Source organism: Nocardioides agariphilus, assembly GCF_015352445.1.
Lineage (GTDB): Bacteria > Actinomycetota > Actinomycetes > Propionibacteriales > Nocardioidaceae > Nocardioides > Nocardioides agariphilus.
Genome location: NZ_JADKPO010000041.1, coordinates 1 through 25,484 on the forward strand (window position 1 = coordinate 1; position 25,484 = coordinate 25,484).

At 69.0% G+C, this 25,484-nt stretch carries 23 protein-coding genes; 22 read left to right on the plus strand and 1 reads right to left on the minus strand.

All coding sequences use genetic code 11. The features are described from left to right. Nucleotides 1-113 precede the first annotated feature (113 nt). Nucleotides 114-1,355: a DUF349 domain-containing protein gene (locus ISU10_RS20575; RefSeq protein WP_194698325.1), complete on the minus strand. Its 1,242-nt coding sequence runs from the start codon at nucleotides 1,353-1,355 to the stop codon at nucleotides 114-116. A 170-nt stretch (nucleotides 1,356-1,525) separates the two neighbouring features. Here ISU10_RS20575 and ISU10_RS20580 point away from each other — a divergent pair, with 170 nt between their 5' ends. The 22 genes from ISU10_RS20580 (at nucleotide 1,526) to nusB (ending at nucleotide 25,438) form a co-directional block, all read left to right on the plus strand. Continuing rightward, a complete protein-coding gene (locus ISU10_RS20580; protein WP_194698326.1) occupies nucleotides 1,526-2,251 on the plus strand; it encodes an MBL fold metallo-hydrolase in 726 nt (241 codons plus the stop codon). Between the two features lie 4 nt (nucleotides 2,252-2,255). After that, nucleotides 2,256-3,611 (plus strand): histidine--tRNA ligase, encoded by a 1,356-nt coding sequence (hisS, locus tag ISU10_RS20585; RefSeq protein ID WP_194698327.1) that lies wholly within the window; start codon nucleotides 2,256-2,258, stop codon nucleotides 3,609-3,611. After that, a complete protein-coding gene (aspS, locus tag ISU10_RS20590; RefSeq protein WP_194698328.1) occupies nucleotides 3,608-5,398 on the plus strand; it encodes an aspartate--tRNA ligase in 1,791 nt (596 codons plus the stop codon). Before hisS ends, aspS begins: the two co-directional genes overlap by 4 nt. Before the next feature lie 296 nt (nucleotides 5,399-5,694). Next, a complete protein-coding gene (locus ISU10_RS20595) occupies nucleotides 5,695-6,696 on the plus strand; it encodes an ABC transporter permease (protein ID WP_194698329.1) in 1,002 nt (333 codons plus the stop codon). A gap of 44 nt (nucleotides 6,697-6,740) precedes the next feature. Further along, the gene (locus ISU10_RS20600; protein ID WP_194698330.1) at nucleotides 6,741-8,507 is read left to right on the plus strand and encodes an ABC transporter substrate-binding protein; all 1,767 of its coding nucleotides are present in this window, start codon (nucleotides 6,741-6,743) and stop codon (nucleotides 8,505-8,507) included. A gap of 195 nt (nucleotides 8,508-8,702) precedes the next feature. Beyond that, nucleotides 8,703-9,698, plus strand: coding sequence for an ABC transporter permease (locus ISU10_RS20605; protein ID WP_194698331.1), 996 nt, complete (start codon nucleotides 8,703-8,705; stop codon nucleotides 9,696-9,698). Continuing rightward, entirely contained in the window at nucleotides 9,695-10,894 is a 1,200-nt protein-coding gene (locus ISU10_RS20610; RefSeq protein ID WP_194698332.1) for an ABC transporter ATP-binding protein, read from the plus strand. The genes ISU10_RS20605 and ISU10_RS20610 overlap by 4 nt, the downstream gene beginning before the upstream one ends. A 7-nt stretch (nucleotides 10,895-10,901) precedes the next feature. After that, nucleotides 10,902-12,125 carry an ABC transporter ATP-binding protein gene (locus ISU10_RS20615; protein ID WP_194698333.1) on the plus strand — a complete coding sequence of 408 codons (1,224 nt, stop codon included), beginning with the start codon at nucleotides 10,902-10,904 and terminating at the stop codon, nucleotides 12,123-12,125. 38 nt (nucleotides 12,126-12,163) lie between these two features. Next, entirely contained in the window at nucleotides 12,164-13,534 is a 1,371-nt protein-coding gene (locus tag ISU10_RS20620) for a replication-associated recombination protein A (protein WP_370865758.1), read from the plus strand. 11 nt (nucleotides 13,535-13,545) lie between these two features. Then, the gene (locus ISU10_RS20625; protein ID WP_194698334.1) at nucleotides 13,546-14,076 is read left to right on the plus strand and encodes a hypothetical protein; all 531 of its coding nucleotides are present in this window, start codon (nucleotides 13,546-13,548) and stop codon (nucleotides 14,074-14,076) included. Next, complete coding sequence (locus ISU10_RS20630) at nucleotides 14,073-14,342, plus strand: DUF6167 family protein (protein WP_194698335.1); 270 nt, start codon at nucleotides 14,073-14,075, stop codon at nucleotides 14,340-14,342. The genes ISU10_RS20625 and ISU10_RS20630 overlap by 4 nt, the downstream gene beginning before the upstream one ends. Beyond that, the gene (alaS, locus tag ISU10_RS20635; protein WP_194698336.1) at nucleotides 14,342-17,038 is read left to right on the plus strand and encodes an alanine--tRNA ligase; all 2,697 of its coding nucleotides are present in this window, start codon (nucleotides 14,342-14,344) and stop codon (nucleotides 17,036-17,038) included. Before ISU10_RS20630 ends, alaS begins: the two co-directional genes overlap by 1 nt. Before the next feature lie 113 nt (nucleotides 17,039-17,151). Continuing rightward, nucleotides 17,152-17,640, plus strand: a complete 489-nt coding sequence (gene ruvX, locus ISU10_RS20640) for a Holliday junction resolvase RuvX (protein WP_194698337.1) — start codon at nucleotides 17,152-17,154, stop codon at nucleotides 17,638-17,640. Beyond that, nucleotides 17,627-18,817, plus strand: a complete 1,191-nt coding sequence (gene mltG, locus ISU10_RS20645) for an endolytic transglycosylase MltG (RefSeq protein ID WP_194698338.1) — start codon at nucleotides 17,627-17,629, stop codon at nucleotides 18,815-18,817. The genes ruvX and mltG overlap by 14 nt, the downstream gene beginning before the upstream one ends. 27 nt (nucleotides 18,818-18,844) lie before the next feature. Further along, nucleotides 18,845-19,639, plus strand: a complete 795-nt coding sequence (locus ISU10_RS20650) for a shikimate dehydrogenase (protein WP_370865759.1) — start codon at nucleotides 18,845-18,847, stop codon at nucleotides 19,637-19,639. 209 nt (nucleotides 19,640-19,848) lie between these two features. Then, the gene (locus tag ISU10_RS20655) at nucleotides 19,849-20,655 is read left to right on the plus strand and encodes a prepilin peptidase (RefSeq protein ID WP_194698339.1); all 807 of its coding nucleotides are present in this window, start codon (nucleotides 19,849-19,851) and stop codon (nucleotides 20,653-20,655) included. A gap of 42 nt (nucleotides 20,656-20,697) precedes the next feature. Further along, nucleotides 20,698-21,876, plus strand: coding sequence for a chorismate synthase (aroC, locus tag ISU10_RS20660; protein ID WP_194698340.1), 1,179 nt, complete (start codon nucleotides 20,698-20,700; stop codon nucleotides 21,874-21,876). Between the two features lie 47 nt (nucleotides 21,877-21,923). Beyond that, a complete protein-coding gene (locus tag ISU10_RS20665) occupies nucleotides 21,924-22,394 on the plus strand; it encodes a shikimate kinase (RefSeq protein ID WP_194698358.1) in 471 nt (156 codons plus the stop codon). Further along, nucleotides 22,394-23,473: a 3-dehydroquinate synthase gene (gene aroB / locus ISU10_RS20670; RefSeq protein WP_194698341.1), complete on the plus strand. Its 1,080-nt coding sequence runs from the start codon at nucleotides 22,394-22,396 to the stop codon at nucleotides 23,471-23,473. Before ISU10_RS20665 ends, aroB begins: the two co-directional genes overlap by 1 nt. After that, nucleotides 23,470-23,889: a type II 3-dehydroquinate dehydratase gene (locus ISU10_RS20675; RefSeq protein WP_194698342.1), complete on the plus strand. Its 420-nt coding sequence runs from the start codon at nucleotides 23,470-23,472 to the stop codon at nucleotides 23,887-23,889. The genes aroB and ISU10_RS20675 overlap by 4 nt, the downstream gene beginning before the upstream one ends. Nucleotides 23,890-24,438: 549 nt before the next feature. Beyond that, entirely contained in the window at nucleotides 24,439-25,002 is a 564-nt protein-coding gene (gene efp, locus ISU10_RS20680; protein ID WP_194698343.1) for an elongation factor P, read from the plus strand. A 25-nt stretch (nucleotides 25,003-25,027) separates the two neighbouring features. Next, nucleotides 25,028-25,438 (plus strand): transcription antitermination factor NusB, encoded by a 411-nt coding sequence (nusB, locus tag ISU10_RS20685; RefSeq protein ID WP_194698344.1) that lies wholly within the window; start codon nucleotides 25,028-25,030, stop codon nucleotides 25,436-25,438. The last annotated feature ends 46 nt before the right edge of the window (nucleotides 25,439-25,484 follow it).

Sequence of the window (25,484 nt, forward strand, 5' to 3'; positions counted from 1 at the left end):
GGTTTCGAGACAGGCGCTGGCGCGCCTTCCTCAACCAGCGGCGGGGGCGGCGTGGTCTGGTTTCGAGACAGGCGCTAGCGCGCCTTCCTCAACCAGCGGGCCACTGCGACAAGTCAACCCGAGTAGTCGGACGCCGCGCGCCTGGCCATCTCGAGGAAGGCTTGGCGGGACTCGAGGTTGTCGGCGAGCTCCTTGGACTTCCGCTCGTCGCCGGCCGCCCGGGCCTTGGCGAGATCGGCCTCGATCTTGGCGATGGCGTCCTCGAGCTTGGTGACCATGTCGTCGGCGCGGGCGGACTTCTCCGGGTCGGTGCGGCGCCACTGCTCGTCCTCGACCGCGCGGATGGCCTGCTCCACCTTGCGGATGCGGGCCTCGAGGTCGCGGATCCGCTCCCGGGGCACCTTGCCTGCCGCATCCCAGCGGTCGGAGATCTCCCGAAACGCGGTCTTGGCGGCGTCGAGGTCGGTGACCGGCACCAACGCCTCCGCCTCGACCAGCAGCTTGTCCTTGACCTCTGCATTGGCGGCGAACTCGGCGTCCTGCGCTGCGTTGGCCGCGTCACGGGCAGCGAAGAAGGAGTCCTGCGCGGCGCGAAACCGCTTCCAGAGCTCCTCGTCGATGTCTCGTGGTGCCGGACCGGCCGCCTTCCAGCGGCGCATCAGCTCGCGGTACTCACCGGAGGTCGGGCCCCAGTCGGTGGAACCGGTGAGTGCTTCGGCGTCCTTCACCAGGCGTTCCTTCACCGATCGCGCGCCCTCGCGCTTCTCGTGCTGCTCGGCGAAGTGGGACTTGCGTGCCTTGGTGTAGGACGTGCGCGCCGTCGAGAAGCGTCGCCACAAGGCGTCGTCGGAGGACCGGTCGATGCGCGGCAGCGCCTTCCACTCGTCGAGGAGCTCGCGCAGGCGGTTGGCGCCGTTGCGCCAGTCGTTGCCCGCCGCGAGCTTCTCGGCCTCGCCGACGATGCGCTCCTTGACGGCCTTGGCCTCTGCCTGCTTCTGGGCGCGCTCGGCCTTGCGCAGCTCGCGCTGCTCGCCGATCAAGGTCCCGAACGAGTCGAGCCTCTCGACCAGAGCGGCCAGGTCGCCGACCGCGTTGGCGTCGACGACCTGTGACCGGACGGTCCGGACGGACTCGGCGGCCTCCTCGGGGGACATCACGCCGGACTTGATCCGCTGGTCGAGGAGCTCGACCTCGAACGCGAGCGCGTCGTAGCGGTCGGTGTAGAACTTCAGGGCCTCCTCGGGCGTCCCCTCGGGGTACTGACCCACCGAGCGCTCGCCGTCGGAGGTCCTCACGAAGACGGTGCCGTCGTCGCCGACGCGTCCCCACTCGTGGCCAGACGGTTCAGTGGTCACTGCAGTCCCTCGGTCGGTGGGGGTTGGGGCGCTCGGAGGCACCGGTCAGTCAGCCGGTCGGCCCGCGAGGAGGCACCATGCTAGTCAACGCGGTGGGGTCGGTGCCCTGCCGAGGTCCGCACGTCCGCGCCGATGGGCGCCCGCGTGTCCGCCCTCGATAGTCTGCCGGGGTGCTGATCGCCGGCTTCCCCGCAGGTCCGTGGGGCACCAACTGCTACGTCGTGGCCACCGGCCCGGGCAGCGAGTGCGTGGTGATCGACCCTGGCAAGGACGCCGCCGACGGCGTGGCCGAGGTGGTCCGCGAGCACCGGCTCAAGCCTGTTGCCGTGCTCGTCACCCATGGCCACGTGGACCACATGTGGTGCGTCGCGCCCGTTGCCGGCACCTACGACGCGACCGCCTGGATCCACCCCGACGACCGACACCTGCTGGCCAACCCGATGGCCGGAATCTCGCGCGAGACCGCGCAGATGATGCTGGGCGGGAGGCACGAGTTCGCCGAGCCCGACGACGTACGCGAGCTCACCGATGCCCAGCAGCTGGAGCTGGCCGGACTTACGTTCACCGTCGACCACACTCCCGGCCATACGCGCGGGTCGGTGACCTTCCGATCGCCTTGGGACTCGACGGATCCGGCCAGCGAGGGCATCTCCGAGGTGATGTTCTCCGGCGACCTGTTGTTCCAGGGGTCGATCGGCCGCACCGACCTGCCGGGCGGCGACCACGCGACGATGCTCCACAGCCTGCGCACCAAGGTGCTCACGCTCGCGGACGACATCGTGGTGCTGCCCGGCCACGGAGACCAGACATCCATCGGTCGCGAGCGCGCGACCAACCCGTATCTGCTCGACCTGCAAGGCGACGAGCAGGTCGGACGAGTCACCCGAGGACTGTGAACCCTTGAGCAAACCAACGCCGCTGAGCGGCTATCCCGAGTTCCTGCCTGCCGAGCGGGCGGTGGAGCGCGAGGTGATCGCGCGCCTGGCCCGCACCTTCGAGCTGCACGGGTACGCCAACATCGAGACCCGTGCCGTGGAGCCGCTCGAGCGGCTGTCGAAGGGCGGCGAGATCGACAAGGAGCTCTACGTACTCCGCCGCCTGCACGCCGACGACCAAGGAGGGGACGCGGGACTGGGGCTGCACTTCGACCTGACCGTCCCGTTCGCGCGCTACGTGCTGGAGCACGCCGGTCAGCTGGAGTTCCCGTTCCGCCGCTACCAGGTGCAGCCGGCTTGGCGGGGCGAGCGACCGCAGGAGGGCCGTTACCGCCAGTTCACCCAGATGGACATCGACGTGGTCGGCAAGGACGAGCTGCCCTTCCACTTCGACGTCGAGGTGGTGCGGGTGATGGTCGAGGCGCTCGGCACGCTGTCGCTGCCGCCGCTGTCCTTCCAGCTCAACAACCGCAAGCTGATCCAGGGTTTCTACCGCGGGCTCGGCGTCCCAGACGTCACCGCGGCGATCCGGGCCATCGACAAGCTCGACAAGCAGTCACCCGAGTCCGTGGCCGAGCTCCTCGTGAGCAACGCCGGCGCGACACCTGAACAGGCGCAGACCTGCCTGACGCTGGCCGAGATCCGGGTCAGCGACACCTCCTTCGTCGAGCGGGTCAGATCCCTCGGCGTCCAGGACGACCTGCTGGAGACCGGACTGGCCGAGCTGGCCGCGGTGGTCGAGGGCTGCGCCACCGCAGTCAGCGGCAACCAGGGTCAGGTCACCGTCGAGGCCAACCTCCGCATCGCGCGCGGCCTCGACTACTACACCGGCACGGTCGTGGAGATCTTCATGGCGGGCTACGAGCGGCTGAAGTCCGTCGGGGCCGGCGGGCGCTACGACGCCCTGGCCAGCGACGGCCGCACGACCTACCCAGGCGTGGGCGTCTCCTTCGGCGTCTCCCGGACGCTGGTGCCGCTGATCGCCGAGGGCGTGCTGCGCGGCAGCCGCCCGGTCCCGAGCGCCGTCCTGGTCGCCCTCGCCGACGAGGACTCCCGCGCATCCGCCCAGGAGGTCGCGGACCGACTGCGTCGTCGCGGCATCCCCACCGAGGTGGCCGCCAGCCCGCAGAAGTTCGGCAAGCAGATCCGCTACGCGGAGCGACGCGGCATTCCCTACGTCTGGTTCGAGCAGCCCGACGGTGGGCACGAGGTCAAGGACATCCGCAGCGGCGACCAAGGCGCTGCCGACCCTGACGCCTGGACCCCGCCTGCCGAGGACCTCCACCAGACGATCGTCAGCAATACAAGGGAGAATCAGTGATCCGCACCCACGACGCCGGCCACCTCACAGCCGCCGACGCCGGACAGACCGTCACCCTGGCAGGCTGGGTCGCCCGCCGCCGCGACCACGGGGGAGTGGCCTTCTTGGACCTCCGCGAGGCGAGCGGCGTAGCCCAGGTGGTGGTGCGCGACGAGGCGGTGGCCCACAGCCTGCGCAGCGAGTACTGCATCGCTGTCACCGGCACGGTCCAGCTGCGACCGGAGGGCAACGCCAACCCCAACCTGCCGTCGGGGGAGGTCGAGGTGATCGCCGACACCGTCGAGGTGCTCAGCGCGGCAGCGCCGCTGCCCTTCCCGATCGACGACGCCGGATCGCAGAAGGGCGGCGACGTGGGGGAGGAGGCTCGGCTCCGGCACCGCTACCTCGATCTTCGCCGCACCGGTCCCAACCAGGCGCTGCGGCTGCGAAGCAAGGTCAACAAGACCGCTCGCGACGTGCTGGACCGCCATGGCTTCGTCGAGGTCGAGACGCCGACGCTGACCCGCAGCACGCCCGAAGGTGCACGCGACTTCCTCGTGCCAGCGCGGCTGCAGCCCGGCAGCTGGTACGCCCTGCCCCAGAGCCCCCAGCTGTTCAAGCAGCTGCTGATGGTGGCCGGCATGGAGCGCTACTTCCAGATCGCCCGCTGCTACCGCGACGAGGACTTCCGCGCAGACCGTCAGCCGGAGTTCACCCAGCTCGACATCGAGATGAGCTTCGTCGACCAAGACGACGTGCTCGCCGTCTCCGAGGAGGTGCTGGTCGCGCTGTGGTCGCTGATCGGCGTCCAGCTCGATACGCCGTTCCCGCGGATGACCTATGCCGAGGCGATGGCGCGGTTCGGCTCCGACAAGCCCGACCTGCGCCTGGGACTCGAGCTCGTCGAGTGCACCGACTACTTCGCGGACACGCCATTTCGGGTGTTCCAGAGCCCCTACGTCGGCGCGGTCGTCATGCCGGGCGGCGCGAGCCAGCCGCGCAAGCAGCTCGACGCGTGGCAGGAGTGGGCCAAGCAGCGCGGCGCGCGAGGGCTGGCCTATGTGCTCTTCGGGGAGGACGGCGAGCTCGGTGGGCCGGTCGCCAAGAACCTCAGCGAGCAGGAGCGTGCCGGGCTCGCCGCGCATATCGGTGCCAAGCCGGGTGACTGCGCGTTCTTCGCCGCCGGCCCCGTCAAGAGCAGCCGAGCACTGTTGGGCGCGGCCCGCTTGGAGATCGGGCGCCGTGGTGGCCTCATCGACGAGGAGGCCTGGAGCTTCTTGTGGGTGGTCGACGCTCCGCTGTTCGAGCCCGCCGACGAGGCGACCGCGGCCGGCGACGTCGCCGTCGGCAGCGGGGCCTGGACCGCCGTGCACCACGCCTTCACCTCGCCGCAGGATCTCGACACCTTCGACCGCGACCCCGGCAACGCGCTGGCATGGGCCTACGACATCGTCTGCAACGGCAACGAGATAGGCGGCGGGTCGATCCGTATCCACCGCGACGACATCCAGAGGCGAGTCTTCGCGATCATGGGCCTCGACGAGGCGGAGGCGACCGAGAAGTTCGGGTTCCTCCTGGAGGCTTTCAAGTACGGCGCCCCTCCGCACGGCGGTCTTGCGTTCGGCTGGGACCGGATCGTCGCGCTGCTCGCACGCACCGACTCCATCCGCGACGTGATCGCGTTCCCCAAGTCCGGCGGTGGGTTCGACCCCTTGACGGCCGCTCCGGCGCCGATCACCGCTGAACAGCGCAAGGAGGCGGGCGTCGATGCCGTGCCTTCGAGCAAGGAAGACCTGACGCCTTCCTGAGTGGCGTATCCGCAGGTGAGATGCCGTGTCGAGGGCAAAATCGGTTGACACGGCAGCTCAGGCGCGCAGTTGAATGATTTCCTGTCGCGGGGCATTGCAACGCGCTGGTATCAATTCGTTACCTCCCCGATGCTCAACATCGTCTGCTGTTCGTCTAGTGTCCCGGTTCGGATGCCTGCCTGTGTCCCGGGTCACGATCGTGCGTGCTGACTACCTTCGAACCCCGGGTCTCTGGCAGGTCGCCAACGGGGGTGTGACCGCGAGACCGCAGCAGTGACGACCAAGATTGGGGCGACATGGCGCTGACACCGTTGGAGATGCAAGCTCCAGAACTAGCGGAACCGCCGAACCCCGAAGCAGAAGCAGAGATCGCTGGTCGATCGCCCTTCCAGATCGCGATGGGCCGCCTGCGCTCCGACAAGGTGGCCATCGTCTGCGCGGCCATCGTGGTCATCTTCATCCTGATCGCGGTCTTCGCGCCCCTGCTGACCAGACTGTTCGGTGTCGAGGTCCGCGCGGGCGACCCGTCGACCGACACCGACATCTTCAACTTCCCCGTCATCGGCCCGCCCGACCACGGCTTCACCTGGAAGGCGCCGCTCGGCCTGGCGCCCGACACCGGTGACGACAACCTCGCCGAGTGGCTCTACGGCGCGCGCACCTCGCTGATGATCGCGAGCATCTCGACGGTCTTCGCCACGCTGATCGGCATCACCATCGGCCTGGTCGCCGGGTTCAGCCGCGGCTGGCTCGACCGGGTCATCTCCTTCGTCATCGACGTCTTCTTGTCGCTGCCGTTCCTGCTGGCCGCGCTGGCCGTCGCGCCGATCATCGTGCTGCGCTTCAGCGACCGGCCGGGCCTGCTCAAGTGGGCGACCTTCTTCTCACTCATCTTCATCCTGATCATCACTGGCTGGATGCAGCTGGCCCGACTGATCCGCGGCGAGGTGCTCTCGCTGCGCGAGCGCGAGTTCATCCAGGCTGCCCGCGTGATGGGCGTCCCGACGCGCCAGATCCTGTTCAAGGAGCTGTTGCCCAACATGGTGGCGCCGATCGTGGTGTCGTTCTCCTTGACGCTGCCCGCGATCGTCACAGCGGAGGCGGGTCTGTCCTACCTCGGCATCGGTGTCATCGGCCAGCCGTCTTGGGGGCAGACCGTCCTCAAGGCCGTGCCGTACTTCGACACCTACCCGCTCTACCTCTACGCGCCCGTGCTCGGGATCTTCGTCCTGGTCGTGGCGCTCAACCTGCTCGGAGACGCCATTCGTGACGCCTTCGACCCCAAGACTCGACGGTGAGACTGAACACCGTTCGAGAGGCATCATCGATTAGCCCTAGAAAGGTGGGGAACACCCTGATGCGACTCAAGAAGTCCGCAGTAGCCATCCTTGCTACTGCTTCACTCCTGGCGCTCGCCGCTTGCGGCGGCAGCTCAGACAGCAACTCCGACAAGCCGGTCCCGACACAGGGGGAAGGCGGTGGCGCGGGTGCGGGCAAGAACCCCGATCTGAAGGCACCGCGTGCGGTTCCCGACGACGCGGCTCCCGGCGGCACCGCAACCGTCCTGACGGCGGTCGTGCCCTTCACGCTGGACCCCACCCGGGCGTACTACACCGACTCCACCGCGATCATGAACCTGGTCACCAGGGCCCTGACGCAGTACGTCTACGACCCCGACACCAACGACATGGTCCTGGCGCCCGACATGGCCACGGACCTGGGTCGTCCCAACGAGGACAACACCGAGTGGACCTTCACGCTGCGTGACGGCCTCAAGTACGAGGACGGCACCGACGTCAAGGCCGAGGACGTCGCCTACGCCATCTCCCGGTCGTTCGCGATCGAGGAGCTGCCGGACGGCCCGACCTACCAGTTGCAGTTCTTCCAGGACGGCGACACCTACAAGGGCCCCTACAAGGACAAGTCCCCCTACAAGGGCGTCACCGTGAGCGGCAACGACATCACCATCAAGATGTCGCAGCCCTTCCCCGAGATGGACTACTACGCGTCCTTCCCGGTGTTCACCGGCATTCCTGCCGCCAAGGACACCAAGGAGGAGTACGGCAACCACCCGCTGGCAACCGGTCCTTACATGTTCGAGGACTACAAGCCGGGTTCGTCTCTGACCCTGGTCAAGAACCCCAACTGGGACCCCAACACCGACCCGGGCCGCATCCAGTCCGTCGACAAGTGGGTCTTCAAGTTCGGTGAGGACACCGCCAAGATCGAGAACACGATCGTGTCCGACACCGGCGAGGGCCAGACCACGCTGTCCTACGACAACATCACGCCGCCGACCTACAAGAAGATCACTGCCGAGGGTGGCGACCGCCTGGTCACCGGCACCTCGCCGTGCACCTACATGTGGTACCTCGACATGCGCAAGATCACTGACATCAACGTGCGCAAGGCGATCGGCTACGCCTACCCCTACGAGGACGTCTGGAAGGCCACCGGCGAGATCGTGGGTCTGACCCGCGTGCCGGGTACCAGCATCCTGCCTCCGGGCACCGCTGGTCGCGTCGACTACGACGTGCTGGGCATCAAGGGTCAGAACACCGACCCGGAGAAGGCGAAGGAGCTGCTGGCTGCGGCCAACGCCGACGGCTACGAGATCAAGTTCCTCTACGCGACCGACGACCCGCTGTCGGTGGCCGGCAAGGACCAGATCGTCAAGGGCCTCGAGGCCGGTGGCTTCACCGCGACCCCGATCGCCTCGACGTCGGAGAAGATCCGTGAGGCTCGCTCCGACCCGGACAGCCCGATCAACGTCCGTTCGAGCGGTTGGTGCTCGGACTGGCCGTCGGGTGGCTCGTGGTTCCCGGCTCAGTGGGACGGCGCGCTTGCCGACCTCGAGGGCATGCCGAACCCGTCGATGTTCGTCGAGGCCGACGCCGACGCCAAGCAGAAGGAGATCCTGGCGATGGACGCCAACGATGTTCCCGCCGCTTGGGGTGAGTTCGACAAGTTCATCGAGGAGACCTACTACCCGGCGGTCGTGACCGGCTACTCCGGCACCGCGATCATCCGTGGGTCCAAGATCGGTGGCATGTACAACGACTCCGTTCGTGGCATGCCGACCTTCGCGGACATGTACATCACCCAGTAAGCACGCTTGACTGAAGTGATGACCTCGAGATGACAAAGGCCGTCCGGCCGACCAGAGGTGGAGAACCCTCCGCCGAAGGTCGGTCGGGCGGTCGCTCGGCGGGTGGCCCGCTCACGTGAGCGGGCCACCTGACCGGGCCAAGGCCCCGGAAAGAGCCATCGGGGTCCACATCGAGCAGACAAGGAGCAGCGCCAGATGTTCGGCTACATCGTCCGACGCCTGATCGCCGGAGTACTCGTCCTCATCGCCGTGTCGATGATGGTGTTCGCCATCTTCTTCTACGGTCCGAACGACCCGGCCCTGGCCTACTGCCCTGAGTCACGCTGCACCCCGCAGCGGCTCGACAACCTGCGTCACAACCTCGGCCTCGACCGTCCCGCTCCCCAGCAGTACGTCGAGTACATGAGCGGCCTGGTCAAGTCGCGACACATCGAGTCCGGCGGCATCTCCATCGACTGCAACTGGCCCTGCCTGGGCGTCTCCTTCAAGTACCGCGTCTCGGTCTTCCACTATCTGTGGGATCGATTCCCAGCGACCTTCTCGGTCGCTGCGGGAGGCGCGATCTGCTTCTTGATCATCGGCTTGTTCAGCGGCATCTTCGCCGCACGAAGACGGGGCACGATGGCCGACAAGGCGATCGTGAGCACCAGCTTGTTCATCAACGCCATCCCCTATTACCTGCTCGCCCTGCTCGCCTACCTCTACCTGGTCCAGGGCCTGGGTCTGTTCCCGGAGACGGGCTACCACTCGCCGTTCAAGGACGGGCCCTTCAAGTTCGTCGGCGGTCTCGCGCTGCCGTGGCTGATGCTCGGCATCGCCTACTCGACCCAGTACGCCCGGTTCAGCCGCGGCGCGATGGTCGACGCCCTCAACGAGGACTACGTGCGCACCGCGCGGGCCAAGGGCCTGATGGAGCGGGTCGTCGTACGCCGCCACGCACTGAGGGCTGCCATCGTCCCGGTGGTGACGATCTTCGGCCTCGACTTCGCCTACCTGCTGGCAGGCACCTTGTTCACCGAGAAGATCTTCGGCATCCAGGGGATGGGCCTGGCCGGCCTCGACGCCGTGCAGCGCACGGACCTGCCCATGATCTCGGCGTACACGCTCATCAGCGCCGCTTTCATCGTGGTCGCGAATATCGTGGTCGATATCCTGTACAGCGTCATCGACCCGAGAGTGCGCCTAGCATGACTCAGACGAACGAACCGGCCCCGCAGACTGGGACCGGCGGCCTCAGCGAGCCAACTGATGGTGCCGCGACCGACCCCTTCCTCGTCGTCGAGGACCTGACGGTCAAGTTCCCGACGGCCGACGGTCTGGTGCAGGCCGTGACCGGCTTGTCCTACTCCGTCGAGCAGGGCAAGACCCTCGGCATCGTGGGGGAGTCGGGATCCGGCAAGAGCGTCTCCAGCCTGGCGGTGATGGGTCTGCACGACGCCAAGCGCACCCAGATGTCGGGTTCCATCCGGGTCGGCGGCAAAGAGGTCCTGGGCCTGGCCAACGACAAGATGCGCCGGATCCGTGGCCGCGAGGTCGCGATGATCTTCCAGGACCCGCTCACGGCGCTCCACCCGTTCTACAAGGTGGGCGCACAGATCTCCGAGGCCTATCGAGCCCACCACGACGTCTCCAAGTCGGTGGCGCGCACCAAGGCGATCGAGATGCTCGACCGCGTCGGCATCCCGCAGGCCCGGACCCGCGTCGACGACTACCCGCACCAGTTCTCGGGTGGCATGCGCCAGCGCGCCATGATCGCGATGGCGCTGGTCAACGACCCCTCGCTGGTGATCGCCGACGAGCCCACCACCGCGCTCGACGTGACGGTGCAGGCCCAGATCCTCGACCTGCTGCAGGAGCTGCAGAAGGACTTCAACTCCGCGATCATCATCATCACCCACGACCTGGGCGTCGTCGCCGAGATGGCTGACGACGTGATGGTGATGTATGCCGGTCGCGCGGTCGAGTTCGGCTCGACCCGGCAGATCCTGACCCACCCGGAGATGCCCTACACGTGGGGGCTGCTCTCCAGCGTGCCCGACGTGACCGCCGACCCCGAGGCCCGCCTGATCCCGATCAAGGGCAACCCGCCCAGCCTGTTGAAGCCACCGACGGGCTGCGCGTTCCACCCGCGCTGTCCCCACATGGACAAGGTGCCGGGCAACCTCTGCAAGACCACTCTTCCCGAGCTGACACCGGGGGAGCACGGCGAGGGGCACGTCAAGAGGTGCCACCTGCCCGACCCGTCTGCGATCTACGTGCAGGAGATCCTTCCCGAGATCGCGCCCGACCTCGTGGAGATGACCATCAACGACCAGTTCCCCCAGAAGACGGGGACCGGTTTGGTGGGAGACTCTCCCTCTGACGATGCTCTCCCGAAGGAGCGGTAGGACGCCCATGACTGAGTCCGAAGTGGCACAGCAGTCGGCCGAGCAGCCGACGCCTGGAATCGTCCCGGCCGCGAACCGCACGGTGTCGAGTGGACGGCGCGCGATCTTGTCGGTCACCGATCTCAAGAAGTACTTCCCGGTGAAGTCCTCGGGGCTGATCCGGCGCACGGTCGGCTACGTGCAGGCGGTCGACGGAGTCTCCTTCGAGGTCGCCGAGGGCAGTGCGCTGGGTCTCGTGGGCGAGTCGGGCTGCGGCAAGTCCACGACCGGCCGGCTGATCACCCGCCTCTACGACCCGACGTCCGGGTCGATGATGTTCGAGGGCAAGGACCTGGCGAAGCTCTCTGCCAAGGCGATGACGCCGATGCGCAAAGAGATCCAGATGATCTTCCAGGACCCCTACAGCTCGCTGAACCCCCGCCACACGGTCGGCACGATCGTCGGCACGCCGCTGCGCGTGCACAAGGTGGTGCCGGAGAAGCAGGTGCTCACCCGGGTCAGGGAGCTGCTCGAGGTCGTGGGTCTCAACCCCGAGCACTACAACCGCTACCCCAACGAGTTCTCCGGTGGCCAGCGCCAGCGCATCGGCATCGCCCGCGCCCTGGCGCTGCAGCCCAAGTTGCTCGTCGCCGACGAGCCCGTGTCCGCACTGGACGTGTCCATCCAGGCCCAGGTCGTCAACCTGCTGCGCGATGTCCAGAACGAGTTCAACATCGCGTTCTTGTTCATCGCCCACGACCTCGCCGTCGTCCGGCACTTCTGTCCCGAGATCGCCGTGATGTACCTCGGCAAGATCGTCGAGATCGGCGAGCGGGAGTCCGTCTACAACCACGCGCACCACCCCTACACCCAGGCCCTGCTGTCGGCCTCTCCCGATGTCAAGCAGGCTGCGATCGGCGGGCGTCGCGAGCGCATCCGCCTCGAGGGCGACGTGCCCAGCCCGATCAACCCACCCAGCGGTTGCCGGTTCCGCACCCGCTGCTGGCTGGCCCAGGACATCTGCGCCAAGCAGGAGCCGCCGCTGCTGCAGATCGGCAAGACCCACAAGGTCGCCTGCCACTTCGCAGCCGAGCTGGGCAACCACCCGGCCAAGCCCATCACCGCCCCACTCCTCGGCACCGACGACCAGGGCAACCATGCTCCCGGGTCGAGTCCCGTGGAGTTCAGCACCAACCCGGGCTACGACGAGACCTGGTTCGACCTCAAGACCAAGACCTTCGGCAACCGCTGACCTAGGGCTCGTCACGGACGTTGCTGTTGACTAGCGGCGTGGACGAGCTGTTCGACGCGTCAGGGTTGGGAGCGCCGCCGCCGCCGCAGCGGGGCGGGTCGCTGGCGGCCAACACGCACTCGTCGGCGCCGTTGGCGGTGCGGATGCGTCCGCGCACCCTCGATGAGCTGGTGGGCCAGGCGCAGCTGCGGGAGCCGGGCTCGCCGCTGAGGCAGCTGATCGAGGGCGACCAGTCGATGTCGCTGCTGCTGTGGGGGCCGCCCGGCACGGGCAAGACCACGATCGCCTCGATCCTCAGCCAGCAGACCGATCGCCACTTCGTGGAGGTCTCGGCGGTGTCGGCGGGCGTCAAAGAGGTACGCGCGGCGATCGACGCCGCGCGTTCGGATCTGGTGCGCACGGGGCGCGAGACCGTCTTGTTCGTCGATGAGGTGCACCGGTTCACCAAGGCGCAGCAAGACGCCCTGCTGCCGGGCGTCGAGAACCGCTGGGTGACCCTCGTGGCCGCCACCACCGAGAACCCGTTCTTCTCGGTCATCTCGCCGCTCCTCTCGCGCAGCCTGCTGCTCCGGCTCGAGTCCCTCACCGACGACGACGTGCGCTCGGTGCTCAACCAGGCGCTGGCCGACGATCGTGGCCTGGCTGGTGGCTACGAGATCGACCAGGACGCGCTCGATCACCTGGTGCGGCTGGCTGGCGGCGACGCGCGCCGATCGCTGACCTACCTCGAGTCGGCCGCAGGAGCGGCCAAGACCAAGGGGCTGGCCACGATCGACCTGCCGACGGCCGAGACCGCGGTCGACCGCGCGGCCGTCCGCTACGACCGGCAGGGCGACCAGCACTACGACGTGATCAGCGCCTTCATCAAGTCGGTGCGCGGTTCGGACGCCGATGCGGCTCTGCACTACCTGGCCCGGATGATCGAGGCGGGAGAGGACCCGCGGTTCATCGCTCGCCGCCTGGTGATCTTGGCCAGCGAGGACATCGGCCTCGCCGACCCGACGGCGCTGACCACCGCCGTGGCTGCCGCCCAGGCCGTGCAGCTGATCGGCATGCCCGAGGCCAGGCTCAACCTGGCGCAGGCCACCATCGCCTTGGCGGTGGCGCCCAAGTCCAACGCGGTGATCCTGGCCATCGACGCGGCGAGTGCCGACGTACGCGCCGGCAAGATCGGCACGGTGCCGCCACACCTGCGAGACGCGCACTACGCCGGCTCGAAGAAGCTCGGCCACGGCAAGTCCTACGCCTACAGCCACGACGAGCCCTACGGCATCGCCGAGCAGCAGTACGCGCCCGACGTGGTTCTCGACGCGACCTACTACCGGCCGACCGAGCTCGGCGCCGAGGCACAGGTCAAGCAGCGCTGGGAGCGGATCCGCCGGATGATCCGCGGTGATGGCCCGCGATAGGGTCGGGTCCCATGATCACCGCCGTCCTTGTCCTGGTGAGCGTCGTGCTCGCCGGTGCGGTGGCGGTTCTCGCGCTCGCGGTGCGAGGGCTGACAGCGAGGTTGGCGGCTCTGGAGACGTCGCCGGTGACGTCACGGGGTGTCGAGACGGGCGCTAGTGCGCCCTCCTCGACCACCGCCGAGGATCGGGTGGTCTCGACAAGCTCGACCAGCGCCGAGGATCGGGGGGTCTCGACAAGCTCGACCACCGATGCTCGCGAGTTCGTGATCACCAGACTGGGCGAGGAGCCCGACGAGCCGGTGAGGACGATGGAGGCGAGACTGTTCGCCGACGTCGTGCTGCGCGAGTCGGTCGTCAAGGCGGCCTCGTGGGCCTATGGCGTGCGCCGGGGACTCTCTCCCGCCAACCGCAACCGGATCTGGTTCGAGATGCGGCGGGAGGTCAAGCGGGCTCGCAAGGAGCGCAAGGTCGAGGAGCGGGAGGCGATCCGCGAGTACCGGGCGCGCCGCAGGGCGGCGGCCCAGGAGAGCGAAGCCGCATGAGGCGTGGGCTCTGGTTCCTCACCGGAGCCGGGGCGGGCGTCTACGCGATGGTCCGTGCCCGGCGCCTGAAGGAGGCCGTGACCATCGACGGGATGCGCGACCGGTGGGAGGCCGTCACCTTGGGTGCCCGGCTGCTGCGCGAGGACGTGGCACAGGCCCAGGCCGACAAGGAAACCGAGTTGCGCGAGCGGTACGGCCTCGCGCCTCATGGACTACCCGAGCTGACCGCACCTGCGGAGCAGCGAGAACTGAAAGGCACCGACTGATGGACACCTCGGAGATCCGGCGGAGGTTCGTGGCTCACTTCGAGCGAGCCGCACACACCGCCGTGCCGTCGGCGTCGTTGCTCCTCGACGACCCGACGCTGCTCTTCGTGGCCGCGGGGATGGTGCCGTTCAAGCCCTACTTCCTCGGGCAGGAGACGCCTCCCTACAACCGCGCGGTCAGCGTTCAGAAGTGCGTGCGCACGCCCGACATCGAGGACGTCGGCAAGACCACCAGGCACGGCACGTTCTTCGAGATGTGCGGGAACTTCTCCTTCGGCGACTACTTCAAGCAAGGCGCCATCGAGCTCGCCTGGGACCTGGTGACCCGTTCCCAGGCCGACGGAGGCTTCGGGCTCGAGGAGAGCCGCATCTACCCGAGCATCTACCAAGACGATCCCGAGGCGGCCTACTTCTGGACCAAGGTCACCGGCATCCCGGACGACAGGATCATCCGACTGGGGGCCAAGGAGAACTACTGGTCGATGGGCGTGCCCGGTCCGGGCGGCCCGTGTTCGGAGATCCTCTACGACCGCGGACCCGAGTACGGCCCCGACCTCGACTTCGGCCCCAAGGGTGAGGACCGCTACCTCGAGATCTGGAACCTCGTGTTCATGCAGGACGAGCTCAGTGCGGTGCGGTCCAAGGCCGACTTCGACATCTCCGGCTCGCTGCCCAAGCAGAACATCGACACCGGCATGGGTCTCGAGCGCGTCGCCTACCTGCTGCAGGGCGTCGACAACATGTACGAGATCGACGTGATGTACCCCGTCATCGAGCAGGCCGAGCTGCTGACCGGCAAGCGGTACGGCGACTCGTGGGAGACCGACGTACGCTTCCGCGTCGTCGCCGACCACATCCGCAGCACGATGATGCTCATCTCCGACGGTGTGACGCCGGGCAACGAGGGCAGGGGCTACGTGCTGCGCCGTCTGCTGCGTCGCGCGGTGCGCTCGATGCGCCTGCTCGGCGCGGAGGACCGCGTGCTGCCCGAGCTGCTGCCGGTCAGCCGCGACAAGATGGGCGAGACCTACTCCGAGCTGCATCGCGACTGGGACCGCATCTCGCAGGTCGCCTACGCCGAGGAGGACGCGTTCCGCCAGACGTTGCGGGCCGGCACCCAGATCTTCGACCTGGCGGCCACGCAGGTGAAGCAGTCCGGTGGCACGGTGCTCAGCGGTGACCGGGCGTTCGCGCTCCACGACACCTACGGCTTCCCGATCGACCTGACCCTCGAGATGGCAGCCGAGCAGGGCCTCGAGGTCGACGAGGTCGGCTTCCGTGACCTGATGAGCCAGCAGCGCCAGCGCGCCAAGGCCGACGCGGCGAAGAAGAAGGGCGGCCACGTCAACACCACCGCCTACCGGCGCATCGCCGACGACCTGCCGCGTCCGGTCGAGTTCACCGGCTACCGCGAGGTGGTCTCGGAAGGATCGGTGCGCGGGCTGCTGTGGGGCGGCGAGGTGGTCGAGAGCGCCCGCGAGGGTGACGACGTCGAGCTGGTGCTCGACCGCACGCCGTTCTACGCCGAGGGCGGCGGCCAGCTGGCCGACCAGGGGGTCATCGAGCTGGCCAACGGCGCGCGTGTGGAGATCCGCGACGTGCAGTCGCCCATCTCCGGCCTGATCGTGCACAGCGGCCGCATCCTCAACGGCGAGGTGATGCCCGGCATCGAGGCGCACTCCGAGGTCGACGTCGAGCGTCGCAAGTCCATTTCACGTGCGCACACCGCGACCCACATGGTGCACAAGGCGTTCCGCGAGGCGCTCGGCGAGACCGCCACCCAGGCCGGCTCGGAGAACGCGCCCGGGCGCTTCCGGTTCGACTTCTCCGCGACCGGTGCCGTGCCCGAGTCGGTGCTCCACGACGTCGAGGCCCGGGTCAACGACCTCGTGCTGGCCGACCTCGGGGTGCACGCCGAGCTGATGACCCAGGAGGAGGCCGTACGCTCCGGCGCGATGGCGCTGTTCGGCGAGAAGTACGGCGACCAGGTGCGGGTGATCTCGGTGGGCGACTGGGCCCGCGAGCTGTGCGGCGGCACCCACGCGGGCCGTTCGGGCCAGCTCGGCGTGATCAAGCTGCTGGGGGAGTCCTCGATCGGCTCGGGTGTGCGCCGGGTCGAGGCCCTGGTCGGCGCGGACGCCTATCAGTTCCTGGCACGCGAGCACGTGCTGGTCTCCCAGCTCTCGGAGGCGTTGAAGGTGCGCCCCGAGGAGCTTCCCGAGCGGGTCGGCGACATCGTCGAGCGGCTGCGCGCCGCCGAGAAGGAGATCGAGAGGCACCGCGTCGGCCAGGTACTGGCCGGCGCAGGCTCCCTGGCGGCCGGCGCCGACGACGTCCACGGCGTCCAGGTCGTCGCGCAACGCCTCGACGGAGCCTCGGGTGGCGACGTACGCACCTTGGCCCTCGACGTCCGCGGCCGGCTGCCGGGCGATCGCCCCGGGGTGGTCGTCGTGATCGGCACCAGTGGGTCGGGAGACGACACCAAGGTCTCGGTCGTGGCCGCGGTCAACGAGGCCGCGCAGGGTCGGGGTCTGTCGGCCAACGCCCTGGTCGGCGCAGTCGGGCCGCTGGTCGGGGGTCGCGGCGGCGGCAAGGACGACGTGGCCCAAGGCGGCGGCACCGACGCCAGCCGGATCGATGAGGCCCTCGAGCTGGTGCGCTCAGAGGTGGCCGTGAAGGCCGGACCGGCATGGTGAGTCCAGAGGTGAGCCCAGAGGTGAGCCCAGAGGTGAGCCCAGAGGTGAGTCCAGTGGTGAGCCCAGAGGTGAGTCCAGTGGCGATCCCGTGGTGACTGGCTGGTGATCGGTCGGTGAGGCACGGCGTACGCCTCGGCCTCGACCCGGGTGACGCCCGGATCGGGGTCGCACGCAGCGACCCGACGGGCTTCCTCGCCACCCCGGTGGAGACCGTGCGGCGCGGGGGTGGCGACCTGCGCCGGATCGGCCGGATCGTGGCCGAGCACGAGGCCGTCGAGGTCGTCGTGGGACTACCTCGCTCGCTGTCCGGCGGCGAGGGCCCGGCAGCGGCGAAGACGCGGCTGTGGGCGCAGCGGCTCGCGCGTGTGCTGGCCCCCGTGCCGGTGCGGCTCGTCGACGAGCGCCTGACCACGGTTTCTGCGGAGGCTATGCTGCGCGACCGAGGGGTGAAGGGCCAGGCCCGGCGCGCCGTCGTCGACCAGGCCGCCGCGGTGGTGATCCTGCAGCAAGCGCTCGACACCGAGCGGGCCACGGGGACACCCCCCGGCGAACTCGTCCACGCCCCCGACACCGCCCACGAGGAGACCGATGAGCGACCGTGACGCGACGTACGGCCTCGAGGACCCAGAGGACACCTATGCTCACGGCGACGATGCCGACGAGCAGGACTTCCCGCCCGACGGCGGACGGCGCAAGCGGCGGGGGCGGAGCATCCCCGGATGCCTGGCCGCGCTGGTCGCCCTGGCGCTCATCGCCGGCGGCGCCTACTACGGGGTGACCAAGGGGGCGGAGTTCATCCGCGACCAGTTCTCCTCGGCGGCCGACTACCCCGGCCCGGGACAGGGCAAGGTCATCTTCCAGGTCGAGTCGGGCGACACCGTCGGACAGATCGGTCGCAACCTCAAGGCCAAGGGCGTGGTCGAGTCCGTCGATGCCTTCATCGACGCAGCCAACGGGGAGTCCGGCATCCAGGTCGGCTACTACGAGCTGAAGAAGCAGATGCGCGCCGCCGATGCGTTCGCGATCTTGAAGAACCCGGCCAACATCATCAAGAACACCGTCACCATCCCCGAGGGCTTCCAGGTCAAGCAGATCGTCGCCCGGCTCGCCAAGGCCACCAAGTTCCCGGCCAAGGCCTTCCAGAAGGCGTTGAAGAACCCCGCCAAGCTCGGGCTGCCCGACTACGCCAACGGCAACCCCGAGGGGTACCTGTTCCCCTCGACCTACGACTTCGGGCCCACCGACAAGCCCGCCGACATGCTGAAGAAGATGGTCGACCGCTGGCGCCAGGCGGCTGATGACGCGGGGCTCGAGGATGGTGCGGCCGCGTTGGGCCACACGCCGGCAGAGATCATGACGATCGCCAGCCTGATCGAGGCGGAGGGGCGTGGCGACTACCGCGCCAAGATCAGCCGGGTGATCTACAACCGGCTCGACATCGACCCCAACCCGTCCGCCGGGTTCCTGCAGATCGACGCCAGCGTGAACTACGCCCTTGGGCGCAGCGGTTCGACGGTGATCACCGACGAGGACAAGGCCTCGGTCGAGGACTCGCCCTACAACCTCTACTCCCACAAGGGCCTGCCGCCCACGCCGATCGAGGCGCCGGGTGACGACGCGATCAAGGCCGCACTCAACCCCGAGGACGGGCCCTGGTTCTTCTACGTGACCGTCAACCTGGCCACCGGCGAGACGAGGTTCACCGACAGCTACGACGAGTTCTTGCAGTTCAAGGCCGAGTACGTCCAGTACTGCGAGACCCAGTCCGACCGCTGCTGAACGCGAGCTGATGCCTGGGAGGCGCCGGTGAAGTGTGGAGTGCTGGGCGACCCGATCGCCCACTCGCTCTCTCCGGTGCTGCACCGCGCGGCCTACGCGGCGTGGGGCCTGGACTGGGAGTACGACGCGCACCGCGTGCCAGCCGGCGGGCTGGCGAGGTTCGTCGACGGCCTGGGGCCGCAGTGGCGCGGCTTGTCGATCACCGCGCCGCTCAAGCGCGAGGCCCTGCAGTTGGCCGACACCGTCTCACCCATGGCGACGATGGCCGGAGCCGCCAACACGCTGGTGCACGAGGATGGTCGCTGGCACGCCGACAACACCGATGTGCCCGGCGCTGCCTCGGCCCTGCGCGAGCGCTGGACCGGTCAGCTGAGGGCCGCCACCGTGGTCGGCGGCGGCGCGACCGCGGCGTCCGTGGGGCTCGCCCTGGCGGGACTGGGTGCGCGGACCCTGCGGCTGCTGGTGCGTGAGCAGGCGCGGGCCGCCGAGACCCTCGCGGCGCTCGCGCGACACCCGTCTCAGCCTGACGTGGAGGTCGTCTCGCTCCAGGACGGCGAGGTCCTCGGAGAGGTTGTCGTCTCGACGATCCCTGCTGCGGCGCAGACGCCGGCTCTGGTGCAGCGCTGTGCCGGCGTACGCGTGGTGTTCGAGGTCGTCTACCACCCGTGGCCCACACCCCTGGCCGAAGCCGCCCTCGCCTCGCCCGTGCCCCAGGTGCTCGTCACGGGTCTCGACCTCCTCGTCCACCAGGCCGCCCTCCAGTTCGAGCAGTTCACCGGCCGCCCGGCCTCCCTCCCCGCCATGCGCGGCGCCCTCCCCTGAGGCGAGTTGCTCGAAACGCACGGGGCTCCTCGCGGCCGCGACCGGAGTGCTCTCCAGGCGACTCCGCTCGGCTCTTGTCGCCACTGGGCCTGCCACGTCCGGCAGCTCGCGCAGCTCCGTGGCGCAGCTCGGGAATGCAGGTGAAGCAACTCGGCGAGGCATTTCAAGCAACTCACGCGGCGAGGGGCGGCGGTCGCTAGGGTCCGGGCATGGACTGGGCCTCGAACGTCGACACGGCGGTCGTCGGCGCGCTGGTGTCGGCGGCGGCCGGGGTCCTGGTGCCGCGCATCATCGAGCGCGTACCCGAACCGGAGCCCGAGCCGGAGCCCTCGCTGGAGGACACCCTCGGCGAAGCAGGCGCTGGTACTGGCACTGGCGCTGGCACAGACGCGGCGCCGAGGTTCGAAGGTAGCTCCGAGGTCGAGGAGCCCCCCAAGGAGGAGTACGCCGCGATCGCAGGCCTGCCCGGGCTGGCATGGAAGACCGGTGTCGTCGGCGCCGTCGCAGGCGGACTGGTCGGCCTCTCTCTCGGCTGGCAGTGGGCTCTTGTCGTCTGGCTGCCCCTGGTGCCCCTCGGCACGGCGCTGGGCCTCATCGACTGGCGCACGCGGCTGTTGCCGACCTGGCTGATCGTGCGCACCTACGCCGTCGTCGTCCTCCTGGTGCTGGTCGCGGCGGCGTTCACCCAGGACTGGGGTGACCTGGTGCGCGCGGGCGTCGGGTTCGTCGGTGCCGGTCTCCTCTACTACGTCCTCTGGTTCGTCTACCCGCGCGGCCTGGGCTTCGGTGACGTGCGGCTCTCGGGCGTGCTCGGCATCGCCTTGGGCTACGTCGGCACGGCCGAGCTCGTCGTCGGGATCTACGCCGGCTTCCTGCTCGGCGGGTTCGGCGGTGCGCTGCTCGCCCTGGTGCGGCTCGTGCGCCGCAAGGCGGTGCCGTTCGGACCGTTCATGCTGGTGGGGGCCCTGCTCGGACTGCTCGGCGCCGAGTGGGTCAGCAGTCTCACCAACGGCTGACGGGTCGGCAGAGCCTCGAGCCGTGCGTGGAAGACTGAGCCCATGTTGCGCTGGCTCACCGCGGGCGAGTCCCACGGCCCGCTCCTCGTCGCCATCCTCGAAGGGCTGCCCGCGCACGTCGCCGTCACCACCGACGACCTTCGTGACGCCCTGGCTCGACGTCGCCTGGGTCACGGCCGCGGAGCCCGCATGAAGTTCGAGCAGGACGAGGTCCGGTTCGTCGGCGGGGTCCGCCACGGGCAGACCCAGGGCGGGCCCGTGGCGATCGAGATCGGCAACACCGAGTGGCCCAAGTGGGAGCAGGTGATGTCGGCCGACCCGATCGATCCCGTCGAGCTCGACGCGCTGGCCCGCAACGCCGCGCTGACCCGTCCACGTCCGGGTCACGCCGACCTGGTCGGTATGCAGAAGTACGACTTCGGGGAGGCCCGGCCAGTCCTCGAGCGCGCATCGGCCCGCGAGACGGCGGCCCGGGTCGCCCTGGGCCGGGTCGCATCCGCGTTCCTCCGGCAGGCCGTCGGCGCCGATGTGGTCTCCCACGTCGTCGAGCTCGGCGGTGTGCCCGCACCCGCGGGCAGCATCCCGACGATCGATGACGTCCCTGCCCTCGACGCCGATCCCGTGCGATGCCTCGACGCGACCGCCAGCGAGAAGATGGTGGCCGCGATCGACCAGGCCCACAAGGACGGCGACACGCTCGGGGGCGTGGTCGAGGTCGTGGTCCACGGGCTGCCGCCAGGGCTGGGCTCACACGTCCACTGGGACCGTCGCATCGATGCTCGCCTGGCGGGCGCGCTGATGGGCATCCAGGCCATCAAGGGCGTCGAGGTGGGCGACGGGTTCGAGCTGGCCGCGACGCCGGGCTCCCGCGCACACGACGAGATCGTGCCCACCGACGATGGCATCCGCCGTACGTCGGGTCGTTCGGGTGGCACCGAAGGCGGCATGACCACGGGTGAGACGCTGCGGGTCCGTGCCGCGATGAAGCCGATCGCCACGGTGCCCCGGGCGCTGCGCACCGTCGACGTCTCGACGGGCGAGGGGGCCGTGGCACACCACCAGCGGTCCGACGTGTGCGCCGTACCCGCCGCCGGCATCGTCGCGGAGGCGATGGTGGCGCTGGTGCTCGCCGACGCGGTCCTGGAGAAGTTCGGCGGTGACTCGGTCACCGAGACCCGGCGCAACGTCGAGAGCTACCTGGACACCCTGAGGTTCCGGTGAGTCTCGCGGGTCCCGACCACCGACCAGCCGTCGTGCTCGTCGGCCCCATGGGCTCCGGGAAGACCACGGTGGCCGGGTTGCTGGCCGACGCCTGGGGCACGACCGCACGCGACACCGACGCAGACGTGGAGGCGACCGACGGCCGCCCGATCTCCGAGATCTTCGTGGACGAGGGCGAGGACTACTTCCGCGCCCTCGAGTCGGCCGCCGTCGCCACGGCACTCGCCGAGCACGACGGGGTGCTCTCGCTCGGCGGAGGAGCCGTACTCGATGCGGCAACCCGTGAGCGTCTCGCCGGTCACCGGGTCATCTTCTTGCGCGTCGGTCTGGCCGAGGCCGTCAAGCGCGTCGGTCTCGGCACCTCCAGGCCCCTGCTCCTGGGCAACGTGAGGTCTCGGATCAAGGCGCTGCTCGACGAGCGCACCCCGATCTACGAGGCGGTCGCGACCGAGAGCGTCGAGACCGACGGGCGCACTCCGGAGGAAGTCGCCGCCGAGATCCTCGGGCGCGTCGCCTGATGGGCGCCACCATGCTCCACGTCGGCGGCGCCTCGCCGTACGACGTCGTGGTCGGCCACGACCTCCTCGACCGGCTCCCCGGCGTGCTGGGCGACCAACCCGAGCGGGTTGCGCTGATCCACGCCGCCACCCTCGGCGAGCTCGCCCACCGCGCCCGCTCGCAGCTGGGTGCCTACGACGTGCACCTGCTGCCCGTGCCCGACGGCGAGGCCGCCAAGACCGCGCCCGTCGCGGCCGACTGCTGGGAGTCCCTCGGTCGCCTGGGCTTCACTCGCTCCGATGCCGTGGTGGCCCTCGGCGGGGGTGCGACCACCGACCTGGGCGGGTTCGTCGCCGCGACCTGGCTGCGCGGGGTGCGGGTCGTGCACGTGCCCACCAGCCTGCTGGCCATGGTCGACGCGGCGGTGGGCGGCAAGACCGGCATCGACACGGGGTCGGGCAAGAACCTCGTCGGCTCCTTCCACGAGCCCGCCGGCGTGCTGTGCGATCTCACCCTCCTCGACACCCTGCCCCGCGACGAGCTGGTGGCCGGGCTCGGCGAGGTGATCAAGTGCGGGTTCATCGCCGACCCAGTCATCCTCGACCTCGTCGAGCGCACCGATCCCGACACCATCACCGCCGACTCAGACGTCTTGCGCGAGCTGGTCGAGCGCGCCATCCAGGTCAAGATCGACGTCGTCGTCGACGACCTCAAGGAGTCCGGCCGACGCGAGATCCTCAACTACGGGCACACGATGGCCCACGCGATCGAGCGCGCCAGCGACTACCAGGTCCGCCACGGCGAGGCGGTCGCCATCGGGAGCGTCTTCGTCGCCGAGCTCGCCCGGCAGGCCGGAGTCCTCGACGACGCCACGGCCGACCGTCACCGCACGCTCTTCGCCCGGGTGGGACTGCCCATCCGCTGGTACGGCGCGTCCTTCGAGGAGCTACGTCATGCCATGGCGGTCGACAAGAAGGCCCGTGGCAGCCGCTTGCGGTTCGTCGTACTGTCCGGGGTCGGCGCACCTCAGGTGCTGGCCGACCCATCGGAGGACATGCTGCGCGCGGCCTACCGCGTGATGACGGGGAGTGAATCGTGAAGGTGCTCGTGCTCAACGGACCCAACCTTGCCCGCCTCGGGCGGCGCGAGCCCGAGATCTACGGCCGCGCGACCTACCACGAGCTGGTCGAGCTCTGCATCGATTGGGGCCGCGAGCTGGCACAGGAGGTCGAGGTACGCCAGACCAACCACGAGGGCGAGCTGCTCGACTGGCTCAACCAGGCCGCCGACGACGGCACCCCGGTCGTGCTCAACGCCGGTGCCTGGACCCACTACTCGCTGGCTCTCTACGACGCCTGCGCACAGCTGACCGGACCCCTCGTCGAGGTGCACCTCAGCGACCCGAGCCAGCGACCCGAGGAGTTCCGGCACACCTCCCTGGTCACCCCGCACGCCAAGGCAGTCGTGGTCGGCAAGGGCGTCGACGGGTACCGGGAGGCGCTCGCGGCACTGTGATGCTCTGCCGTATTGGCTCGCTTCGCTCGCATGTCCGCGCGCTATGACCCTTGGTCTTCCTCCTCGCTCCGGTCGCTGCGCTCCTGCGCTCGTCGTGCAGACCACAGCGCGTCTGTCTTGTCACGGCTGGTTGAGGAAGGCGCGCTGGCGCCTGTCTCGAAACCGGGTGAGGGGATCATCGACCTGTTCTGCGGTTTCGAGACGGGACTTCGTCCCTCCTCAACCAGCGGGGAGTCCAGCGCGTCTGTCTTGTCACGGCTGGTTGAGGAAGGTGCGTTGGCGCCTGTCTCGAAACCGGGTGAGGGGATCATCGACCTGTTCTGCGGTTTCGAGACGGGACTTCGTCCCTCCTCAACCATCGGGTAGTCAGGGACGCGTGCGGACGGACCACCCCTTGTCGTGCAGACCAAGGGACGCGCGCGGACCAGACACCCCGGCCGGCTCGGGATTCTGATCGCATCACGGGCAGCGACTAGACTCCTGCGCTGGTCCATGACGAGAGCTGGGCCCTGAAGCTTTGATCCTCAACACGAAGGCAGATCCGCGCGCATGGCGACGACCAACGACCTCAAGAACGGCATGGTGCTCAACCTCGACGGCCAGCTCTGGCAGGTCACCTGGTTCCAGCACCACAAGCCCGGCAAGGGCGGTGCGGTGGTTCGCACCAAGCTGAAGAACGTCGAGTCCGGCAAGACCGTCGACAAAACCTTCAACGCCGACGTGAAGGTCGAGGTGGCCAACGTCGACAAGCGCACCATGCAGTACCTCTACAACGACGGCACGTCCTACGTGTTCATGGACACCGGCACCTACGACCAGCTCGAGGTGAGCCCCGACGTTCTCGGCGACGCCTCCAACTTCCTGCTGGAGAACCAGGAGGCGATCGTCGCGACCAACGAGGGCCGCGTCCTCTACATCGAGCTCCCGGCCTCGGTCGAGCTCGAGGTGACCTACACCGAGCCAGGGCTCCAAGGCGACCGCTCCACCGGCGGCACCAAGCCCGCGACGGTCGAGACCGGCGCGACGGTCAACGTGCCCCTGTTCATCACGACCGGCGAGAAGATCAAGGTCGACACCCGCGACTCGTCCTACCTCGGCCGCGTCACCGGCTGAGTCGCGACCCGGAGACCACTGACCCGTGCCAGCCCGCACTCGCGCCCGCAAGCGGGCACTCGACATCCTCTACGCAGCCGAGCTGCGGCGCGAGGATCCCGTCGAGTCCATGACCCGAGCCCAGGAGAGCGGCGACGGGCCGCACAACCCCTACACCGCGCTGCTGGTCAACGGCGTCGCCGAGCACCAGGCACGGATCGACGAGCTGCTCACCCGCTACTCCCAGGGGTGGGCGCTGAACCGGATGCCCGCCGTGGACCGCACGGCCTTGCGGATCGGCGTCTTCGAGCTGCTCTGGGCCGACGACGTGCCCGACGCCGTAGCCGTCGACGAGGCCGTCTCGCTGGTGCGCGAGCTGTCGACCGACGACTCGCCGGCGTTCGTCAACGGGGTCCTCGGCGCGATGCTGCGCGAGAAGGACGAGATCGGCGCCTGACCCCCTTCAGGGTGGACTGGCAACGCGGCCTCGCGGCTAGGTTGGC